General features: G+C 40.5%; 20 protein-coding genes and 1 riboswitch. Of the genes, 7 read left to right on the forward strand and 13 right to left on the reverse strand.

Features of this window, described 5'->3' with window-relative positions; all coding sequences use genetic code 11:
• Positions 1–212 precede the first annotated feature (212 nt).
• From ACRRMM_RS07530 to motB, 3 genes are all read left to right on the forward strand, one after another.
• Entirely contained in the window at positions 213–2318 is a 2106-nt protein-coding gene (locus ACRRMM_RS07530; RefSeq protein WP_058213826.1) for an ATP-dependent Clp protease ATP-binding subunit, read from the forward strand.
• 563 nt (positions 2319–2881) lie between these two features.
• On the forward strand, positions 2882–3676 hold the full coding sequence (gene motA, locus ACRRMM_RS07535) for a flagellar motor stator protein MotA (RefSeq protein WP_008346088.1): 795 nt from the start codon (positions 2882–2884) through the stop codon (positions 3674–3676).
• Positions 3669–4433 (forward strand): flagellar motor protein MotB, encoded by a 765-nt coding sequence (gene motB / locus ACRRMM_RS07540; protein WP_017367125.1) that lies wholly within the window; start codon positions 3669–3671, stop codon positions 4431–4433. The genes motA and motB overlap by 8 nt, the downstream gene beginning before the upstream one ends.
• 186 nt (positions 4434–4619) lie before the next feature.
• Here the strand turns inward: motB and ACRRMM_RS07545 are convergent, their stop codons facing one another.
• Positions 4620–5075: a MarR family winged helix-turn-helix transcriptional regulator gene (locus ACRRMM_RS07545; RefSeq protein ID WP_003211701.1), complete on the reverse strand. Its 456-nt coding sequence runs from the start codon at positions 5073–5075 to the stop codon at positions 4620–4622.
• Positions 5076–5279: 204 nt separating this feature from the next.
• Between ACRRMM_RS07545 and ACRRMM_RS07550 the strand changes: the two genes are divergently transcribed.
• A complete protein-coding gene (locus ACRRMM_RS07550) occupies positions 5280–6779 on the forward strand; it encodes an ATP-binding protein (protein WP_008346092.1) in 1500 nt (499 codons plus the stop codon).
• 51 nt (positions 6780–6830) lie between these two features.
• Here the strand turns inward: ACRRMM_RS07550 and ACRRMM_RS07555 are convergent, their stop codons facing one another.
• The 6 genes from ACRRMM_RS07555 to ACRRMM_RS07580 form a co-directional block, all read right to left on the reverse strand.
• Positions 6831–7073 (reverse strand): aspartyl-phosphate phosphatase Spo0E family protein, encoded by a 243-nt coding sequence (locus ACRRMM_RS07555; protein WP_008346101.1) that lies wholly within the window; start codon positions 7071–7073, stop codon positions 6831–6833.
• Between the two features lie 301 nt (positions 7074–7374).
• Complete coding sequence (locus ACRRMM_RS07560; protein ID WP_008346104.1) at positions 7375–7905, reverse strand: 1,2-dihydroxy-3-keto-5-methylthiopentene dioxygenase; 531 nt, start codon at positions 7903–7905, stop codon at positions 7375–7377.
• A gap of 16 nt (positions 7906–7921) precedes the next feature.
• A complete protein-coding gene (locus ACRRMM_RS07565) occupies positions 7922–8554 on the reverse strand; it encodes a methylthioribulose 1-phosphate dehydratase (RefSeq protein ID WP_050827214.1) in 633 nt (210 codons plus the stop codon).
• Positions 8518–9213, reverse strand: coding sequence for a 2-hydroxy-3-keto-5-methylthiopentenyl-1-phosphate phosphatase (locus ACRRMM_RS07570; protein ID WP_144684384.1), 696 nt, complete (start codon positions 9211–9213; stop codon positions 8518–8520). Before ACRRMM_RS07570 ends, ACRRMM_RS07565 begins: the two co-directional genes overlap by 37 nt.
• Positions 9214–10431: a 2,3-diketo-5-methylthiopentyl-1-phosphate enolase gene (mtnW, locus tag ACRRMM_RS07575; RefSeq protein WP_428828912.1), complete on the reverse strand. Its 1218-nt coding sequence runs from the start codon at positions 10429–10431 to the stop codon at positions 9214–9216.
• A gap of 99 nt (positions 10432–10530) precedes the next feature.
• Positions 10531–10632: riboswitch (SAM riboswitch) on the reverse strand.
• A 44-nt stretch (positions 10633–10676) separates the two neighbouring features.
• Complete coding sequence (locus tag ACRRMM_RS07580) at positions 10677–11867, reverse strand: pyridoxal phosphate-dependent aminotransferase (RefSeq protein ID WP_135226810.1); 1191 nt, start codon at positions 11865–11867, stop codon at positions 10677–10679.
• Between the two features lie 406 nt (positions 11868–12273).
• On the opposite strand from ACRRMM_RS07580, the gene mtnK reads away from it, so the two are divergent.
• Together mtnK and mtnA are read left to right on the forward strand one after the other, a co-directional pair.
• Positions 12274–13467 (forward strand): S-methyl-5-thioribose kinase, encoded by a 1194-nt coding sequence (mtnK, locus tag ACRRMM_RS07585; protein WP_428828911.1) that lies wholly within the window; start codon positions 12274–12276, stop codon positions 13465–13467.
• A 6-nt stretch (positions 13468–13473) separates the two neighbouring features.
• Positions 13474–14535 (forward strand): S-methyl-5-thioribose-1-phosphate isomerase, encoded by a 1062-nt coding sequence (gene mtnA, locus ACRRMM_RS07590; RefSeq protein WP_017367119.1) that lies wholly within the window; start codon positions 13474–13476, stop codon positions 14533–14535.
• 24 nt (positions 14536–14559) lie between these two features.
• Here the strand turns inward: mtnA and ACRRMM_RS07595 are convergent, their stop codons facing one another.
• From ACRRMM_RS07595 to ACRRMM_RS07605, 3 genes are all read right to left on the reverse strand, one after another.
• Positions 14560–14694 (reverse strand): hypothetical protein, encoded by a 135-nt coding sequence (locus tag ACRRMM_RS07595; protein ID WP_017359454.1) that lies wholly within the window; start codon positions 14692–14694, stop codon positions 14560–14562.
• A gap of 89 nt (positions 14695–14783) precedes the next feature.
• A complete protein-coding gene (locus ACRRMM_RS07600) occupies positions 14784–15275 on the reverse strand; it encodes a methylated-DNA--[protein]-cysteine S-methyltransferase (RefSeq protein ID WP_081114183.1) in 492 nt (163 codons plus the stop codon).
• Between the two features lies 1 nt (position 15276).
• Positions 15277–17472: a PAS domain-containing sensor histidine kinase gene (locus tag ACRRMM_RS07605; protein ID WP_236810410.1), complete on the reverse strand. Its 2196-nt coding sequence runs from the start codon at positions 17470–17472 to the stop codon at positions 15277–15279.
• A gap of 293 nt (positions 17473–17765) precedes the next feature.
• Here ACRRMM_RS07605 and ACRRMM_RS07610 point away from each other — a divergent pair, with 293 nt between their 5' ends.
• Positions 17766–18785, forward strand: coding sequence for an acyltransferase family protein (locus tag ACRRMM_RS07610; protein ID WP_007498757.1), 1020 nt, complete (start codon positions 17766–17768; stop codon positions 18783–18785).
• Positions 18786–18818: 33 nt separating this feature from the next.
• Here ACRRMM_RS07610 and ACRRMM_RS07615 read toward each other — a convergent pair whose 3' ends face one another.
• From ACRRMM_RS07615 to ACRRMM_RS07625, 3 genes are read right to left on the reverse strand one after another with little or no spacing between them, the layout of a single operon-like run.
• A complete protein-coding gene (locus tag ACRRMM_RS07615) occupies positions 18819–19001 on the reverse strand; it encodes a hypothetical protein (RefSeq protein WP_017359457.1) in 183 nt (60 codons plus the stop codon).
• Positions 18994–19158, reverse strand: a complete 165-nt coding sequence (locus ACRRMM_RS07620) for a hypothetical protein (RefSeq protein WP_008346124.1) — start codon at positions 19156–19158, stop codon at positions 18994–18996. Before ACRRMM_RS07620 ends, ACRRMM_RS07615 begins: the two co-directional genes overlap by 8 nt.
• The gene (locus tag ACRRMM_RS07625) at positions 19155–19682 is read right to left on the reverse strand and encodes a DUF421 domain-containing protein (protein WP_019743078.1); all 528 of its coding nucleotides are present in this window, start codon (positions 19680–19682) and stop codon (positions 19155–19157) included. Before ACRRMM_RS07625 ends, ACRRMM_RS07620 begins: the two co-directional genes overlap by 4 nt.
• Positions 19683–19761: the final 79 nt, after the last annotated feature.

Here is a 19761-nt window from a genome sequence, read left to right on the forward strand (position 1 = left end):
TCTTTTTTATCCTATGAGACAAGTTTCTTGAAAAGAAGGACAAACCATGATTAAATGCAAAAAAGGATTTTTCATTCAGCTATGAGCAAAACAGTTGAAAGTCAAAATAGGTCAGAGTATACTATAGTCAAAGATGGTCAAACAACAGACCATTTTATTTAACATTCATTGGTCAAATAAAGTCAAACTTTATTTTAAGGAGGTCATGGCTCATGCGTTGTCAACATTGTCAAGTAAATGAAGCAACTATTCGCCTGAATATGCAAGTAAATTCGTCCCGTAGCCAAATGGTTTTATGTGAAGACTGCTATACCTCTTTGATGGAACAGTCAAAAATGAAAATGGGTCCTAACCTTTTCGGAGGCGGTTCATTCTTCTCTGAGCAAGCAGGACATGCGACGAGCCAAGAGCGGCCTAAACAAAAAGGCTTGCTAGACGAGCTTGGCCGGAACTTAACGGATGGCGCACATGCTGGTTTAATCGATCCTGTCATTGGCCGTGATGAAGAAGTCACAAGAGTCATTGAGATTTTAAATAGAAGAAATAAAAACAATCCTGTCCTCATTGGTGAACCTGGTGTTGGTAAAACGGCCATAGCCGAAGGACTAGCACTAAAAATTGCAAATGGAGATGTACCAAATAAATTAAAGAACAAACAAGTTTATTTATTAGATGTCTCTTCACTTGTGGCAAACACAGGTGTACGTGGTCAATTTGAGGAACGGATGAAGCAATTAATCAAAGAATTGCAAAGCCGTAAAAATATCATCTTATTCGTTGATGAAATTCATCTTCTTGTAGGCGCAGGCTCTGCCGAAGGGTCAATGGATGCCGGAAACATTTTGAAACCAGCTCTAGCTCGAGGGGAACTGCAGCTAGTAGGTGCGACAACATTAAAAGAGTATCGTCAAATTGAAAAAGATGCTGCCCTTGAACGCAGGTTCCAGCCTGTCATGGTTGATGAGCCAACACAGGATGAAGCATTCGAGATATTAAAAGGCATTCAAGATAAGTATGAAGCCTATCATGGCGTTACCTATTCTGACGAAGCCATTAAAGCGTGTGTTCAATTATCTTCGCGGTATATTCAAGACCGCCACTTGCCAGATAAAGCCATTGATTTAATGGATGAAGCAGGTTCAAAAGCGAATCTCTCCATTGATGCAGCAAGTGAAGATGAATTAACAAACCGTCTTGCGCAAATTGCCGCTGAAAAACAAGCTGCTTTAAATGAAGAACGATATGAAAAAGCAGCGAAGCTTCGAGACGAAGAAGAAGCGATTGAAGCGAGATTGCAAAACAAAACAAATGACAAAGAACATGTCGTCACAGCTGAGGACATTCAGTCGATTGTAGAACAAAAAACAGGTATCCCTGTCGGCAAACTGCAAGCAGACGAACAAACAAAAATGAAAGAAATTGATGTCCGCTTAAAAGCCCGCGTCATTGGTCAGGAACATGCGGTTGAAAAAGTGGCGAAAGCCGTAAAAAGAAGCAGAGCCGGCTTAAAATCAAAACACAGACCAACTGGCTCCTTCCTTTTCGTTGGACCAACAGGCGTCGGGAAAACCGAATTGTCTAAAACATTAGCGGAAGAATTATTTGGCTCAAAAGAAGCGATCATTCGTTTAGATATGAGTGAGTACATGGAGAAACACTCCGTGTCCAAAATCATCGGTTCTCCTCCTGGTTACGTTGGACATGATGAAGCCGGCCAGCTCACGGAAAAGGTTCGCAGAAAACCATACAGCATCATTTTGCTCGATGAAATCGAAAAAGCGCACCCTGATGTCCAGCATATGTTCCTTCAAATCATGGAAGATGGCCGTCTAACAGACAGCCAAGGCAGAACCGTCAGCTTTAAAGACACAGTCATCATTATGACAAGTAACGCTGGCAGCACAGATAAAAAAGCAGTCAAAGTCGGATTCCAGTCTGAACAAGAAGAAGCCATCGAAGAACAATCATTGATTGATTCACTGAGCGCTTATTTCAAACCGGAATTCTTGAACCGTTTTGACAGCATCATTCAGTTTGATTCATTAGATAAAGACGATTTAGTCAAAATTGTGGATCTTCTGCTCAAAGATTTGTCAGAGCAGTTAAAAGAACAAAATCTAACTGTTCACGTCACAAACGAAGCGAAAGAAAAAATCGCTGAACTTGGTTATCATCCAGCATTTGGGGCTCGTCCGTTACGAAGAACGATTCAAGAGCATGTTGAGGATCAAATGACGGACATCTTGCTTGAAGAAGAACAACTTACTGGATTTACAGTCGATGTTGAACATGACGAAATTGTTGTGAAAAAGAGCTAAGTACATCCTAAGGAGGATCTTCAGCTCCATCATGTGGCAGTGTCTAAATTCCATCTGAGCGCCGACGCTCCCCCGCCTCTTTTCCTTTACGATAAAAGAAAAAGAGGTGGATTACATGGATCACATGATCAATTGGAACTACGATTTGATCAAAATCATACATGAAGAAAAATTAAAAGAATTGCTCTTAGATGAAACAGCTCAAAAAAGATGAAGTTTCCAGATTGTTGACAAAGGGCTAAAATGAACTTGATTTTAGCCCTTTGTCTTCTTTTCATCGTGATAGAAAACCTTTGCAGTCTAGGAAGGACAGCTACTTGCGCGGAGCGAATTTGGCATTCGTGAGCACCAGCACGCAGGACTGACAAAGAATGCGAGGGTTTGTCTACACGCTGAAAACTCCCTTTTATATGAGGGAGTTTTCTTTTTTTACGGCTTCTAGAAAGCGCTTTCGTCAAAATTTCTTCACATAAAATGTCTTAATTTTATATTCTGACTAAAACCCTTCTAGAAGACACCGATATTAACTATAGAAAAAGATAGTTAAAGGATTTGGTGAGATAATGGACAAAACATCGTTAATTGGTATTATTTTAGCATTTATTGCACTGAGTGTCGGTATGGTTTTGAAAGGTGTGAGTCTAACCGCTCTTATCAACCCGGCGGCTATATTGATCATTGTGGTTGGGACAATTTCAGCTGTTGTCATTGCCTTCCCATCTAGTGAAATTAAGAAAACACCAAAATTATTCGGCAAAATTTTCAAAGATAGCAAGCTTCCAACGATACAAGAAATGATTCCTCTATTTTCAAACTGGGCACAAATTGCTCGTCGTGAAGGTCTTTTGGCATTAGAGGCAAATCTTGAGGAAGTCGATGACGATTTTCTAAAGAACGGCTTAAGCATGGCAGTTGACGGTCAAAGTGCTGAATTTATTCGCGACGTCTTAACAGAAGAAGTCGATGCCATGTCGGAGAGACATCAGTCAGGCGCATTAATCTTTACACAAGCTGGTACATACGCTCCGACTCTAGGGGTACTTGGTGCCGTTGTCGGACTTATTGCCGCACTTGCAAACATGGGAGACATTGAAGCACTTGGACATGCGATTAGTGCTGCCTTCGTCGCCACACTGCTAGGGATTTTTACAGGGTATGTGTTGTGGCATCCATTTGCCAACAAGCTGAAGCGTAAATCAAAGGAAGAAGTAAAGCTTCGTCTCATTATGATTGAAGGGATTCTTTCTGTCCTTGAAGGCCAGTCTCCAAAGGTCATTGAGCAAAAACTTCTGATGTACTTACCAGCAAAAGAACGTGCAAATCTTGTCATTGAAGAAGGAGAAAAACAGAATGGCTAGGAAACGTAAAAAACATGATCATGAAGACCATGTAGATGAGTCTTGGCTGATTCCTTACGCCGATCTTCTTACGCTTCTTCTCGCCCTCTTCATTGTGCTGTTTGCATCTAGCTCCATTGATGCGGCAAAATATGAACAGATGGCTAAATCGTTTAATGTTGTCTTTACTGGCGGCACTGGCGTAATGGACCAATCAAGCATGCAGAGCACCGAGGAAACAGAAAACAGCAATCAAACCAAAAAATCAGCAGAAGATGAAGAAGAAGCAAAAGCGAAAGCTCGTGACCAAGCGGTATTAACAAAGGTTAAAAAGCAAGTAGATTCATTCATTGCGGATAAAAAACTTGGTTCGAAGCTTGAAACAAAGCTGACGGATGAAGGTCTGCTTATTACAATTGAAGACAGCATCTTTTTTGATTCTGGGCGAGCGGTGATCCGCTCGCAGGATGTTCCGTTAGCCAAAGAAATATCCAAGCTGCTCGTCATTAACCCTGCTCGTGACATCGTCATTAGCGGACATACAGATAACGTTCCGATTCGGAATTCTGAATTTGAATCCAACTGGTATTTAAGCGCCATTCGTGCGGTCAACTTTTTAAATATTCTCCTTGAAAACAGCAACCTAGACCAAGAGAACTTTAGCACAAAAGGTTACGGTGAATTTAAACCGATTGCCTCTAACGATACCGCAGAAGGCAGAAGTAAAAACAGACGCGTCGAAGTTCTTATTTTGCCAATTGAGAAAAAAGCAAAATAAATAGGAAGCCAGCAGCTTCCTTTCAGATCATGACAAAGGGCTAAAATAATGTTTATTTTAGTCCTTTGTCTTTCTTATGAGCGCGTTTGAAAGCTCTTGTCGTTTATCGGTGCGCAGGACTGACACCATATGCGAGGATTAGTCTACATACTAAAAAGGAAGCCAGCGGCTTCCTTTTTTATGTGTTTATTCTTTATGATCATATAAATGCTTGGCACGCAGCCCTACATGTTTGAGCATATCGATGCAGGCATCCTTTTCCTCTTCACTAAGCACACTGATCATCTCGTGAATCTCTTTTGCATGATCTGGGAAGATGTCATCAAGCAAAGCTCTTCCCTGCTCTGTAATATGTGCAAATGTCACCCTGCGGTCTTCTGCACAAGCTTTCCGGCTAAGGAGTTCTTTTTTCTCCAATTTATCAACCACATACGTGATACTTCCGCTTGCGAGTAAGATCTTATCACCTATTTGCTGAAGCGGCTGATCACCTTTATGATACAGCAATTCTAATACAGCAAATTCAGTCGGATTCAGACCGTGCTTCACAATATGTTTGTTCATGTGGTGATTAATGGAGCGATAGGCACGTGATAGTACAATAAATAATTTCAAAGATTTCTCAACATTATGATTTTCCATTTTTTATCATCCTTTATGAAATGCAACCCACTAATGTGACATTAATAAACAATAAGTAAAATGTCAACATGTTGAACCATTTTTAGCATGAAAAAGAGACCAGAACGAATCACCTAATTTTTTAAAAATCTCACAAGTCATCGTAATAAAGATAGGTTCAATGCTATAATAAGTCTATTAGGTAATACGTTGGAGCGATGAATCATGAGTATACTGAAAGGGTTTTGGAAGAAGATCAAGCTTTACCTTATTTTGGTCGTGATTCCAACCCTCATCATTAGTTATTTTATCTACGAAAAAGAAACTGAGAAAATTGATGTAAAAAACAAACAAACCGCTACACTTATGTTAAATATTCACAAAAACCAAATGAATTATTTAATCAGTGAAACAGAAGCAAGATTAACTTCCCTTGCCATGGGATTTGACCAGCCGCTTGAAACGAAAAGAGTACAAAACATCCTAGAGAAAATCTATAAACAAGAACCTCGTTTTTCAGGCCTGTATCTCCTAGACCAAAAAGGAAATGTCACAGCCAGCACCACACCATTAAAGGAAAAAATCAACCTGTCATTTAGAGATTACTTTAAACGTATTCAAGTCACAAAACAGACCGTCATCACAGATAACTATGTAAGCCGCATTACTAAGCAGCGGATTCTCTCCATTTGTGTCCCTGTTTTGAATGAAAACGACGAAGTCACGGATGTGCTAGTCGCTGCGATTCAAATTGATTATTTAAGAAATATTATGAATGTATTAAACCCAGAGCTTCATTTTAAGATGCTGAATCAAAATGGAGACGTTGTGTTTACAAGTGGTCCACAGCCAGCATCTGAAAGTGATAGCACCGTGTCTACATATTTAGATGAAAACAGCTGGAAGCTGGAGGTTTTTCCGCAGCGTGCGACAACAAGTGAAGTCCTGTCTGTGATGCTGTTTCCTTTATCCAGTGCATTTATTCTCTTAAATATCTTATTCACACTCGTCCAATATATCATTTTAAGACGACAAACCCAGCAGGAACGCCACCAAAATGAAGCACAAAAACTTGAACTCATTGGAACACTCGCGGCAAGTACAGCGCATGAAATTCGCAATCCATTAACAGGCATTAGCGGGTTTATTCAACTTTTGCAAAAGAAGTATCGTTCAGAAGAGGATCAGCTTTATTTTTCTGTCATCGAGGAAGAAATTAAACGGATTAACCAAATCGTCAGTGAGTTTCTTGTGCTTGGAAAACCAACGGCTGAAAAGTGGCAAAATAATTCTGTGAAAGAAATTGTGAGTGAGATCATGCCAATTGTATTTTCTGAGGCGAACCTTTATAATGTCGAGGTTGATTTGCAAATCAACACCATTCAAGATGTTGGCGTGTATTGCACGAAGGATCACATTAAACAAGTGGTATTGAATGTAGCAAAAAACTCGTTAGAAGCGATGCCAAATGGCGGTCATTTGAAGATTGTCATTGAGGCTGAAAAAGAACAGGTCATCATAAAAGTGAAAGATACAGGTGAAGGTATACCAGAAGAGATGCTGAAACATATCTTCCTCCCTTTTATTACGTCGAAGGAAAAAGGAACAGGTCTTGGGCTTGTTGTGTGTAAACGGATCATTTCGATGTATGGGGGGACAATCGATATCGAGAGCGAAGTGAATAAAGGAACAACCGTGATCATCATGCTCCCTTCTGCACACTAATAGCTGAAACATTCAGCCGGTTTTGCTAATGGCAAGACCGGTTTTTTGATGTCAATAAGAAGGACGATTGACAGAAAGGAGACTCATTTGTGATACAAGATCATGAAAGGAAGCAACAGATTGTTGTTCATGAAAAAGAAGATACTGATACTCATTCATCAGGTTGTCCAGTTCTTGACTATATTTAATTGTCGTCTCACCTGTATAGCCTTCTACTTGAGCAGCTTCTACCATTTGTCTTCTCTTTTCATCAATTGACATTAATAGCTGTTCTTTCCGTACATAAATATTCATGATCTCAGCTCCCGCTATGAATTCGTCTGTCTACGCTCTAAATGATCCGACACCAAAATTATACTTTATTTGTAAATTAAATTAAATATGCTTATTTTATTTAATTTTTTACAGCCTAAAGACCTTTTACCCAATGAATTCTGGGGGTAAACTTCAAAATTGGACAGGACTGACACATTGATTAAACAGAATTTTATCCTATGCAGAAGACCAAAATCAACTATTTTCTCTCTCATTTTATGTCTATTTTCCTAAAAAAAAGCTGATCTTCCGCCTCATGCGAAATGATCAGCTCCCACTATTAAACCGTTTCTTCTTCGTAAATTGGCACCCAGCCCTCAGTTGTGACAAATATGCGAACGGCGACGACTTGACGATCTTCTTGAAGTGTAAAGTAGTGACGAATATTCGGAGGCACAGAAATTAAATCACCTGGATTCAGTCTCACATCAAAAAAGACGCCGTCTTTGCCTTGAATGGCAAAGATTCCATGACCGCTCACGATAAATCTGACTTCATCATCCGTATGATGATGCTCACGTTTAAAGTTTTGAAGCAGTTCATCAAGGTTAGGGGTCGCATCTGATAATGAAATCACATCCTGCGCTTTGTATCCTCTTCGCTCGGAAATACTCTTTATTTCCTCTTGAAACACAGTTAAAATTTCTTCCTTTTCATCATCTGTTAAATCGTACTTTTCTGATAACTGTTTTGGTAGTTTTTCAATATCCCAATGTTCATAAATGACCCCTTGCTGTTCTAAATACGCCCGGACCTCTTGTTCGTTCTCAAGTAACGTGTTCTCTTCATTATGAATGTAAATGGTCGCCATGTGTGTTTCCTCCTTTTTATTTAACAAGCTGCTTTTGATAAAGCGCTACTTTCAAATGATAGGTAAATAAAAATTCATAAGCCTCTAAGACTCTTTTGGCTTCAAATGCGGTTTTCCCCCAAACGGTGATGCCATGATTACGAATGAGTACAGCACCAGCATCGTCCGTCAGGTGCACTGCAAATTGTTTTGCAAGGTGCGGAATATGAGCTGGGTTTTCAATAATAGGAACAGTGACTTCTGCATCCTCTTCCCAATAACCAAGCGCTTTAATAATTTCGTTGCCTTTAAAACGAACTTCTCCTTTATCGCCATACAGCTCAGAAATGACATTGTTATCGATCGTGTGGACGTGAAGACAACATCCTGCTTTCGTCCGCTCATAAACGTATGTGTGAAGCAGTGTTTCAGCTGATGGCCTGAGCGGCTCATTCGGATGAACCGGCTGACCTGCTGCATCAACAAGAACAAAATCTTCATCGGTTTCTTTTCGTTTATCTTTGCCACTTGCCGTCACCAAAAACGTGATGGGATCATCCGACACTTTTATCGATAAATTGCCGCTCGTTCCGTAAAACCAGTCTCTTTGTGCCAATTCACGTTTGACGTCTGCTAGTTCCTTCCAGCGTTTACTCTTCTCGTCTGCCATTCCTTCACTTCCTTTATTTGATCAAATTGCGCTTTTAGATCAACAAATGTTTCATACTCTTTATGTACGAGCCCTAGCTCTTTACATTCGTTCAGTAAATAATCACGCGCAAACGTGAGATCCGCATGTTTCGCTGCCTCAATATCAGTCACTGAATCACCAATCATGATAATAAAATCATCTTCCTGCGTCAGCTCTCGAATAATGGAAGGCTTGCAGCAGCCACAGCCATTTTGGCATTCTGAATCACAAGCATGCGGCCATTCAATTTGAATATGGTCTTCTTTAAATGATGCATGGTTACAATAAATATTCTCTTGTTCGACAATCCCTTCAAGGATAGGGTAGACAAAAAAGTCCATACCGCCGCTGAGTACATAGAAAGGAATGTCTACTTTTTTGACATCATAGACAAACTGTTCAAATCCTTCACGAATCTCTGTATCCTCTAAAATAAATGACCGAATGGCTTCTTTCTGATCACTCGTCAGTAACTGAAACATTTGCCCGACGCCTTCTTGGATCGTGATCTCTTTTGCTAGAACACCATCCTTCCATTTCGTCCATTCTTTTGGAGCAAACTGCTTCATGATGCGAATGATATTATCATTTTTCGTAATCGTGCCATCAAAATCACAACATACAATTGGTTTTTTCATTTATTCTGCTACCCTTCCCCAAAGATCAAGTGCTGCTTGTAAGTCTTGACAAGTTGATGCTTTTTCTTCGATAGACTCTTTTTTGACCACCGCATCAATGATCGAACGAAAGGCTTTCCCTCCTCCGATTGCTCCCCGCGGATGTCCGTGAATTCCCCCGCCTGCATTAATGACATGATCAAGTCCAAAATCTTTGATTAAGATCGGCACCATTCCCGGGTGAATGCCTGCTGAAGGGACAGGAAATGTTTGTTGAACTGTATCCTCTTTCACACATGCTTCGAAAATGCCCATGGCATCTTTTTTCGGAAGGGCGACTGATCCATAAGGAGAGGGAAAAAGACTTAAATCAGCGCCAGCATATCGATTTAATTTGCCTAAAAGAAGAGAATGCGAGAATCCATAGTCTGGAGAGGATGTCATTGCACCGCTCACTGCCGGATGTGCCATGATCGGCAATGGGATCTCTGGATCTTCAGCCAAGCTTTGCATGACATCAAGTCCATAGGCAAAAACGTTGAATAATAGCGCATCAGCCCCGAGTTCGGCTGCCTTTCTTGCTCGATCTTTCAAATCAAAAGTTCTACCAGTTAAATTAACAGCATAAAGCGTGCGATGTCCTGTCTCTTCATATGTTTCTTTTAATATCTTTTTTCCTTCCTTGATTCGATCTTCAAAAGGCGCTAATGGGCTTTCAAATAAAATCTCATCATCTTTGATGAAGTCTACTCCACCTAAAGCCTGTAAGCGGAGCTGTTCTTTTAAATCCTCCATATCACGGCCGATCACGCCTTTAAAAATACTCATCAATAGCGGCCGATCAAACACGCCTACTTTCTTTCGTAGCCCCTCAATGCCAAATACCGGTCCTGGCAGACAGCTTTTAAACCTTTCCGAAAATTCAATATCGACGAGCTTTACTTTCCCATCCAGTGAAAGCTTTCCAAAAATCGTCGTCAACACCGCTGGTATATCAGCTGAAAAGTTCGCCTCAGGATAAGCAATGGTCACCTCTGATTGATACAGACCACCAATTGCCTTGGACTGTTCTTTTACGCTCACCACACGGCCTTTATGTTTTTTCAGCTGCTCCTTTTTGAGCTGCGGCAAGTCCGTCCATGACCCGACCGTTAACCCAAGTGCGATCTGCTCTGCTTTTCGGTCTATTTGTTCATCCTCTCGATGTGTTAATACGTATGTTGCCAGTAGTTCACTCACTAGGAATCCCCTTTCGATTGCGTCCTGTATATGGTCAATAAAAAAACCTCTTTAAGTGCTTGATCAGCGCGTTAAAGAGGTTTCGTCTCATTCATCCGAATCTTATCTCTCAGCGCTTGCTGCAAGAATTAGCACCGTGCTTCATGGAAGTCGGTTGCCGGGCTTCATTGGGCTAGTCCCTCTGCCTACTCTTGATAAGAATATTCAATTTTCTTAAATATTGCCTGAATTATCGCACCATTTTTTTACGTTGTCAATGGCTTTTTTTCAAATAACTGCAAGGCAGCGATACGATCAGCGGCTTCCTTTAGCCGCTCCTCACTTGTTAAAAGACCGACTCTGACGTAGCCTTCACCGTGAGCACCAAAGCCATTCCCCGGTGCAACAACAACATGTGCTTTTTCTAATAATACATCAGAAAAAGTTTCAGATGTATACCCTTCAGGCACCTTTAACCAAGCAAAAAAAGAGCCCTTTGGCGCACTGACGTCCCAGCCAATCTCTTTGCATGCAGCAATCCAAGTGTTTCGTCTTTTTTCGTACCGATCATTTTGTACTTGGACGCACGTTTGATCGCTTAAAAGTGCTTCTGCTGCTGCATCTTGAGTTGCTTTAAACAGTGACACAAACAGGTGATCCTGATAAAGCTCAATGGCTTCGATAACAGAGGCATTCCCTGCTGCAAAACCGACTCTCCAGCCAGCCATATTATACGTTTTGGACAATGTATAGATTTCAATACCTGTCTCTTTTGCTCCGTCTATTTGCAGGAAACTGAGGGGCTTTTCGCCGTCAAATCCTATGCCACCATATGCAAAATCATGGACTACACACATCTTATTTTCACTCGCAAACGCAACAGTATCTTCAAAAAATGTCCGGGTTGCAGTCGCACCAGTCGGATTATTTGGGTAATTTAAGTACATCAATTTTGCTTGATTCTTATCTTCCTTAGACAGTTGGTGGTAGTCAGGTAAAAAATCATTTTGTTCAAGAAGAGGCATTGTGACCATGCGAGCTCCGGCAAGCACAGCGCCTGACCAGTAATCTGGATATCCTGGATCTGGAACAAGCAGCGTATCACCTGGATTCAGTAAACATTGAGGCAATTCGACTAGTCCCGCTTTCCCTCCAAATAAGATGGCAATCTCTGTTTTTGGGTCAAGCGTGACGCCATATTCTCTTTCATAAAAAGCAGCTGCAGCCTTCTTTAGTTTCGCTGTCCCGCGGAATGAGGAGTATTGATGATTTTCAGGTTTTGCTACCGCTTCCTGCATCGCTTTCACAATATGTGGAGGAGTGGGCTGATCAGGATTTCCTTGACCTAAATTAATCACATCTGCCCCTTCCTGCATTTTCTTCTGCACTTTTTGAACAAGCGACGCAAAAAATTGTTTCGGTAAATGTTTCAATACATCTGATTGCTGGAATTCCATTTTTTCACCTTCTATTCAAGTTACGTGACAATACAATCACTGTAATGGATTGTTTTATGAATTGTAAAGCAATTTTGAAAAAAGATTGACATGTGAACTGCAGCTCTGATAATATCTAGAATTAAGAAATGCAAGCAGACATGAAACAATTACATATTGATTTCTCTTATCGAGAGTTGGGCGAGGGATTTGGCCTTTTGACCCCAACAGCAACCGACCGTTAATACCACTGTGAAGTGGGGCGCAGCAAGAACAGCGCCAAGACAATTCATTGTCTTATAGGGCACGGTGCTAATTCCATCAGACGTATGTGCTGAGAGATAAGAGAGGCTTCGAGCATACACGCCATCAAGCCTCTTTCTCTCAGGAGAAAGAGGCTTTTTTATATGATTTGGAGGGGAAGCAATTGGTTACACTTACGGCATCATATGAAGAATTAACAGAAAGTTCGGCAGTTGCACTTGCCATTAGACTTGGCTTGATTCGAGAGAGCAGTCATTTGACATGTACTGAAATTGGCGACGGAAATTTAAATTACGTCTTTCATATTTATGATCACAAACAAGCAAAAGGACTGATTATCAAGCAGGCCCTTCCTTACGCAAAAGTCGTTGGAGAAAGCTGGCCGCTGACATTAGACCGCGCAAGAATTGAAAGTGCAGCACTCATCAAGCAATCAGAGTATGCACCACATCTCGTACCAGCCGTCTATTATTCGGATACAGCTCTTGCAGTGACGGCAATGGAGGATCTATCACACCTTGAAATCGTCAGAAAAGGGCTAATTGCCGGAAAACAATACCCGTATTTATCAGATCATGTCGGAGAATTTTTAGGCAAAATACTATTTTACACGTCTGACTTTGCCACAAATCCTAAAATCAAAAAACAATTCGTGAAACAGTTTACGAATCCTGATCTTTGTGACATTACAGAAAAACTCGTCTTCACAGATCCTTTCTTTGACAGCGAAACGAATGACTTCGAAGAGGAATTAAGAGAAGAGGCACAAGCACTATGGGCTGATCTTGAACTGCAAGCAAAAGCAGCCGAATTGAAACGGATCTTCTTAACCTCTGCTGAAACACTGGTACATGGAGATCTTCATACAGGCAGTATTTTTGCAAACGAAACGGAAACGAAAATCATTGATCCAGAGTTCGCTTTTTACGGTCCTTTCGGATTCGATATCGGTCACTTTATTGCCAATCTGTTCATCAATGCTTTATCTCATGAGAATGAGCAGGATCAGCAGCACCTTTTTGATCATGTCGTCAATGTATGGGCAACATTCAAAGAAGTGTTCACAAAAGCATGGAAAGAAGACAGTATTGAAGCGTTTAGTGTATCGGACAGCTTTTTAGAAACAACGTTTGACCGTATTTTAAAAGAAGCCACCGGCTTTGCTGGCTGTGAGCTTGTTCGCCGAACCATCGGTCTTGCGCATGCGGCTGATCTCGATGCGATTCCATCACATTCTAGAAGGCTTCAGCAGAAAAAAGCAGCACTTACACTAGGAAAAACATTCATCAAACAATATCAAGCAGTGGAAACAGCGTCTGACCTCGTCGCATTATTCCAGCAAACTGTAAAGGAGTGACGAGTTTTGTCTAAAGAATTTGAAGTTCCCCGTTCCGTCGAATGGGAAGAAAACCGTATCAACATTTTGAATCAGCAAAAATTACCTGCTGAAACCGTGTTTGAGCATTTATATACAAAAGAAGATGTGTATGATGCCATTGTGACGCTAAAAGTGCGCGGAGCACCTGCTATTGGCATTACAGCGGCTTTTGGGCTTGCACTTAGTGCACAAGAGATTGATACAGAAGACATTGATCTCTTTAAGCGAGAAGTCGCTCGCCTGAAAGAATATTTAAACAGTGCTCGTCCAACCGCTGTAAACCTTGCCTGGGCATTAGACCGGCTTTATCAGCGCATTGAGCGTGCTGCTTCGGTGAATGCAGCCAAAACTGATCTTGTCCATGAAGCCATTCAAATTCAAATCGAAGATGAAGAAACATGTCGGCAAATCGGTCAAAATGCTCTTCAGCTCTTTAAATCTGGTGATCGAATTATGACCATTTGTAACGCAGGCTCGATTGCCACAAGCCGGTACGGAACAGCGCTTGCACCCTTTTATTTAGCGAAAAAGAAAAACCTCGATCTTCACATTTACGCATGTGAAACACGTCCTGTCCTTCAAGGCGCTCGTCTGACGACATGGGAATTGATGCAGGGCGGTGTAGATGTGACGCTTATCACGGATAATATGGCAGCCCATACGATGAAAGAAAAACAAATTTCTGCCGTGATTGTTGGTGCAGATCGAATCGCTAGAAACGGTGATACAGCAAATAAAATTGGAACGTTAAGTCTGGCTATTTTGGCTAAACACTTTCAAATTCCATTTTTTGTGGCAGCGCCTCTTTCGACCTTTGATGTGTCAACTCAGGATGGATCAGATATTCCGATTGAAGAACGCGACCCGCAGGAAGTAAAGGAATTAAACGGCATCCAAATTGCGCCTCCTGACGTGCAGGTATTTAACCCTGCCTTTGATGTCACTCCTCATCACCTCATTTCCGGAATCATTACAGAAAAAGGCATTATCACTTCCAACTATACAGAAGAGATTGATGCACTATTCACCGAAAGCGTGTCACTTTAATCAAACAAAAGCGCGGAGTTCTTATCATTTAAGAGCACCGCGCTTTTTTGTTTCGTTCGTTTTTGCTAATATTTCTTTTTTCTGTTCTTCTGTCAACACGTTCATTTTGACACATAGTGATGTGACAGCGTACATTTTATCTTTTTTGCCCCATAACATGTTAGCAGCCTCCTTTTTCCCTAGACCAACTTTTTTAGCTTAATAAAAGGATATGTCGCTCACTAAACATTTGGAACAGGTCAATTCATTTATTTTTGAACAAATGGGATGCCTTCTAATTCTAACAAGATCGCTTTCATCCCTGTCTTCGTCCCTGCATAACCAGTCAGAGTCATGTCTTTTCCAATGACCCGGTGACACGGGATAAAAATAGGCAATGCATTGCGTCTATTAGCCTGTCCAATGGCTCTGACAGCCTTTGGATTGCCGATCGCTTCTGCAATATCAGCATAGCTTTTTGATTCACCATACGGAATAGTAGAAAGTGCCTCCCACACTTGCTCTTGAAACGGAGAACCTGCTTGCTTGAGCGGGAGATCGAACACTTTCCGATCGCCCTTAAAATATTCATCCAGCTGTTTTTTCGCTTCTTTTAATACAGGCGTGTCTTCTTGTTTAAAACGGTCTCTCTGCTCTTTGACCAAAAACGATTCATCATCAAACTTCACTTCAATGATGGCACCATCTTTCTCTAGTATGTATAATGCCCCGATTGGTGCGGTATAGACTGTATAATACACATTAAAGCTCCCCTTCTTGTTTCTGCTGCCGGAGTGGAAGCGTGAGATGGAACACTGTTCCGACCCCTTCTTCACTCTCTACTTCAATGGTTCCTTGATGCTCTTCAATAATTTTATAACTAACCATTAACCCAAGTCCAGTGCCTCTTTCTTTTGTTGTATAAAATGGTTCTCCGAGACGCTTTAGTTTATCCTCTGTCATGCCGCAGCCTTCATCACGAAGAGAAATCACAATGTGCTCCTCCCCCTTCCTTTGAATGCTCACGTATACATTTCCTTTCTGAGGCATTACTTCAATCGCATTTTTCAAAATGTTAATAAAAACTTGCTTCAATTGATTTTGTTCACAGTAGATGAGCGGAATATCATCCAGCACATCTAAATGCATTTGTACATTGCCAAGATTGGCCTGTGCGTGAAGAAGGTCCATCGTGTCTTTGACAATTTGCACGACATTTTTTTCTTCATAGATGATGGCCTGCGGTTTCGCTAAAATCAAAAATTCTGTAATGATGGATTCGATTCTTTTTAGCTCTGATGTGATGACATTAAAATAGAGCGAATACTCCCCTTCAATGTTTCCTTTGAGCAGCTGAATGAAGCCTTTTAAAGCCGTCATTGGATTTCTAATTTCATGGGCAATTCCAGCAGCAAGCTCTCCGACAACATGAAGCGTATCCGATTTTCTTACCCGCTCCTCTAATTCCTTGCGTTCAGTCACATCTCTAAAGATGGCCAAATTCATGTTATGAATAATATTTCGTTTAAAAGAAAACTCCAAAATACGTTGATCTGGATGGTTCAGCACAAATGGAACTTCATTGTCCATCTCATCTAATGACATCGCCTGAGCTGGCTGCGCCAAATTTTCAATTTGATATGGCGCAAGGATATGAAAAAGATTCATTTCCGTTAAGTGATCATCTTTGAGGCCAAGCAGTTCACTTGCGGATGGATTCACATCAATAATCCGGTATTGATTATCGAAAAGAACAATGCCATCCATAGAGCCATTAAATACTTTACGGAATTTGAGCTCACTTTCTCGCAGCTCCTCTTCCATTCGCTTTCTGTCACTGACATTCCGTAGAATGGTTAAGTGCTGTCCTTCTAATACCGCATGCTTAGAGGTGAACTCAAGCTCTTTGAATTGGCCATTCGCCATTCTAAAGAGAAGTTCTTCTCTGATTTCAAGATTCCTGATATACCGTCTTCTTGTCGGCCGGTATCTGCGATCAGATTTGACTAGAAAATCCATGAGTTTCTTGCCAATCAGCTGATGCATCGGTAATTCAAAAATTCGGCAGGCTGATTCATTTGCCCTGACAATTTCTCCATCATCCGCCCAAATGATGATGGCATCCATCGCATTTTCGAATATTTCTCTAAAACGTTCTTCACTTTTTAGCAGCTTTTCTTCCATTAATCTTTTTTCTGTAATATCACGCATGATGGACATGTAAAAACCGCTCATCACATTGGATGTGATGGTCAGTTCGAATAATTTGTGCTGCCCAGATTGAAGGGTAACAGGAAGTTCTCCCTTTGCTTTCCCTGTTTCTTTCAATGAAGTTAAGAGCTGCTGGAGCGCTGGAAGATTTTCTTCTTCAACAAATTCATTTAAGTAGCAGTCTGTTAAATCTGTTTTTTGAAGTTCAAAGCTCTGGCAAAAAGAGTGATTGGCGTCAATCATACAACCATCCTGATCAAAAATGACCATACCGTCAATCGCTCGATCAAATAAATCTTTAAACAGCTGCTCATTCATCGAGCGTTCTCGCTCTAATATTTTCTTTGAAGAAATATCACGCATGACGACAATATATTGTTGATTCACCACGTCGTGCTCTGCTGCAAATTCAATATATTTTGTCTCTCCATTTTCAAGTTGAATGGAGATCTCTCTTTTTAAAGTTCCTTTTCGAAAAAAAATCTCAAGTGAGCAGTCAATTTTGTTTTTCGGGATGCCGTATAGGAAATCTAGAACGGATTTATTGAGGAGGTCTTCTTTCGGTGTTTGCACAAGCCTACATGTCGCTTCATTGGCTTGAATAATGTTGAGGTGCTGATCAAATATAAAAATGGCATCTAACGTCTTATTTAACAGCATTTTGTGCTGTATCAATTCATTTCGCAAATATTCGTTCTCTTTTTCTAATTTTCTGATATCTTTCGCGCCATCGAGCGTTTCAGTCATTCTCTTACACTCCTTTTCCAGCCTCATTCCTCTACAATATTTCTACAAGATTTTCATTGTTCCTTCATTCGACTCATAAAAAAAGAGAACTTTTTACACGAGGCTTGCTTCATTTGTTTCATTTGGATGACACGATTGTATAACGATTCTCTTTTCTTACGCTTCTTTTACAACCGTTCTACAATTTCACATCAAATAGCGAAATGAGCCAATTTGTATTTTAAAATGGGGCAAATGAGGGAACAGTGCACTTAGAACGTTTATGTTCGAAATGAAGCAGGAAAGGTGATGTTATGACGTCAACGAGAGACAGTTATTTCGATAATGCAAAATTTCTTCTGATTTTTCTAGTTGTTTTTGGTCATTTGTTACGGTCATTCATACATGATAATGACTGGATACTCTACTTATATAAATTTATTTATACATTCCATATGCCCGCTTTTATATTGGTGTCTGGCTTCTTTGCCAAAGGTTTTAGAAAACCAGGTTTTATGAAAAAAGTCGCAGTTAAGCTGATCATCCCATATTTGATTTTTCAGGTCATCTATTCTGTGTATTATTATTTCTTACAGGATCAAAGCATCTCTAACTTAAATCCGATTGATCCACAATGGTCTTTATGGTTTTTAATCAGTTTATTCTTTTGGAACTTACTACTCATTCCTTTTTCAAAACTGCCATTCCACTGGGCAATGATCGTTAGTTTATCGATGGCGTTACTTGTCGGTTACGTGGACAGCATTAGTGATACGCTCAGCCTATCTCGTACGTTTGTCTTTTTGCCGATGTTTTTAGCTGGCTTTTATTTAAAAAAGCAGCACTTTGAATTTATCCGAACAAGCAAAGGGAAACTGACTGCACTTCTTGTACTGATGGCCGTGTTCATGTTTTGCTATTTTTATGAATTCGATTATTCCTTTTTATTTGGGTCACAATCGTACGCTTCTCTTGGAGATGAAGGACTCATTGCAGCGATGAAACGAATGGCATGGTATTTACTTGCATTTGCTGCTACCTTTAGTTTCTTTGCATTAGTCCCTACACGCCGGTTCTTCTTTACCAAATGGGGCACAAGAACATTATATGTCTATTTACTTCATGGCTTTGTGATTAAGCTTTTAAGAACGACTTGGTTTGATGATTGGGCTCTAAATACGGCAAGTGTATTGATTCTATTGCTGCTTACGGTCCTCTTAACCTTTACCCTATCTAGTACATTTGTTAAAACTGTTGCACAACCAGTCATCGAGCTCAAAATGACCAGCCTGATGCGAACCATTACTGGCAGACAAAACAGTTATATTAAATAGAAAAAACGATCTCTCAGGATCGTTTTTTTCTATTTATTTTTTGTTTTTCTGTTCAGTATGACATTCATCGTTTTTTTTAGGCTTCATTAAGGTATCAATCCATTTACTGCTGTTTATATCTCCCAGCTCGCTGCCAAATTCCTCTTGCAAGATATCGGGGTTCATCGGTTTTTTATGGTCTTTCATATCTTTACTTTTCACATGTTTTTTAGTCACGAGATGCTCCCCCCTGTTTCCCTTGATGAGAATTTCGGTTCGCCTGGCGGTCTTCTGATTGCTCGTCAAATTGTGTTTGTCCTTGATCGTGTGCCATGCTTTCTGTAGGCGTCATATTATTCGTGAGTGCTTCATTTTTTGCTGTTTTTCTTTTCATCTGTCATCATTCCTTTTTAACATGTTTAGTTCTTCGCTCAATTGATCAAACAGCTCTTTCATTTGTTTGACTGTCACTGGTTTTTCCTCAGGCTTTAACTCATATCCAATTTGCCCATTCGCTTCTAGCGTTGCTTTTTTGAGACTGCTGATGTCTGTGATGCCCTGCTGCTTTAAGCGCATTTTGAATTGGTCCCTTGTCAGTCGCGTTTTTTTTAGCTTGTGATCAAGCATTTCTCCATCCTCTAAAATCACCACAGACTTCCCTGAAACCAATTTTTCAAAAAAATCAAATTGGATCGACAGCTTTTCCATAATCACAAGCGCCACAATAAAAATGGCGGCCGCATAAATGGTTTCAAGTAAATTATGCTCAATAAAGGGTTGGATAATAATCGATCCAATCGAAATCATGATGACTGTCTGTTGAACCGTTAATTGACTAATGGATTTAGGCCCTGCTATTCTCAGCAGCAAGGTACCAACGAGCAGCATTACAATTGCTTTCCATAACACATCCAGCACGTCTCTTTCACCTCTTACCTATAGATTGCGAACATCCTTTGTGATTTAGCCAGTTATATAATGGAAATAAAAAAACCAG

The organism is Bacillus sp. XT-4 (assembly GCF_050864245.1).
Lineage (GTDB): Bacteria > Bacillota > Bacilli > Bacillales > Bacillaceae > Bacillus > Bacillus altitudinis.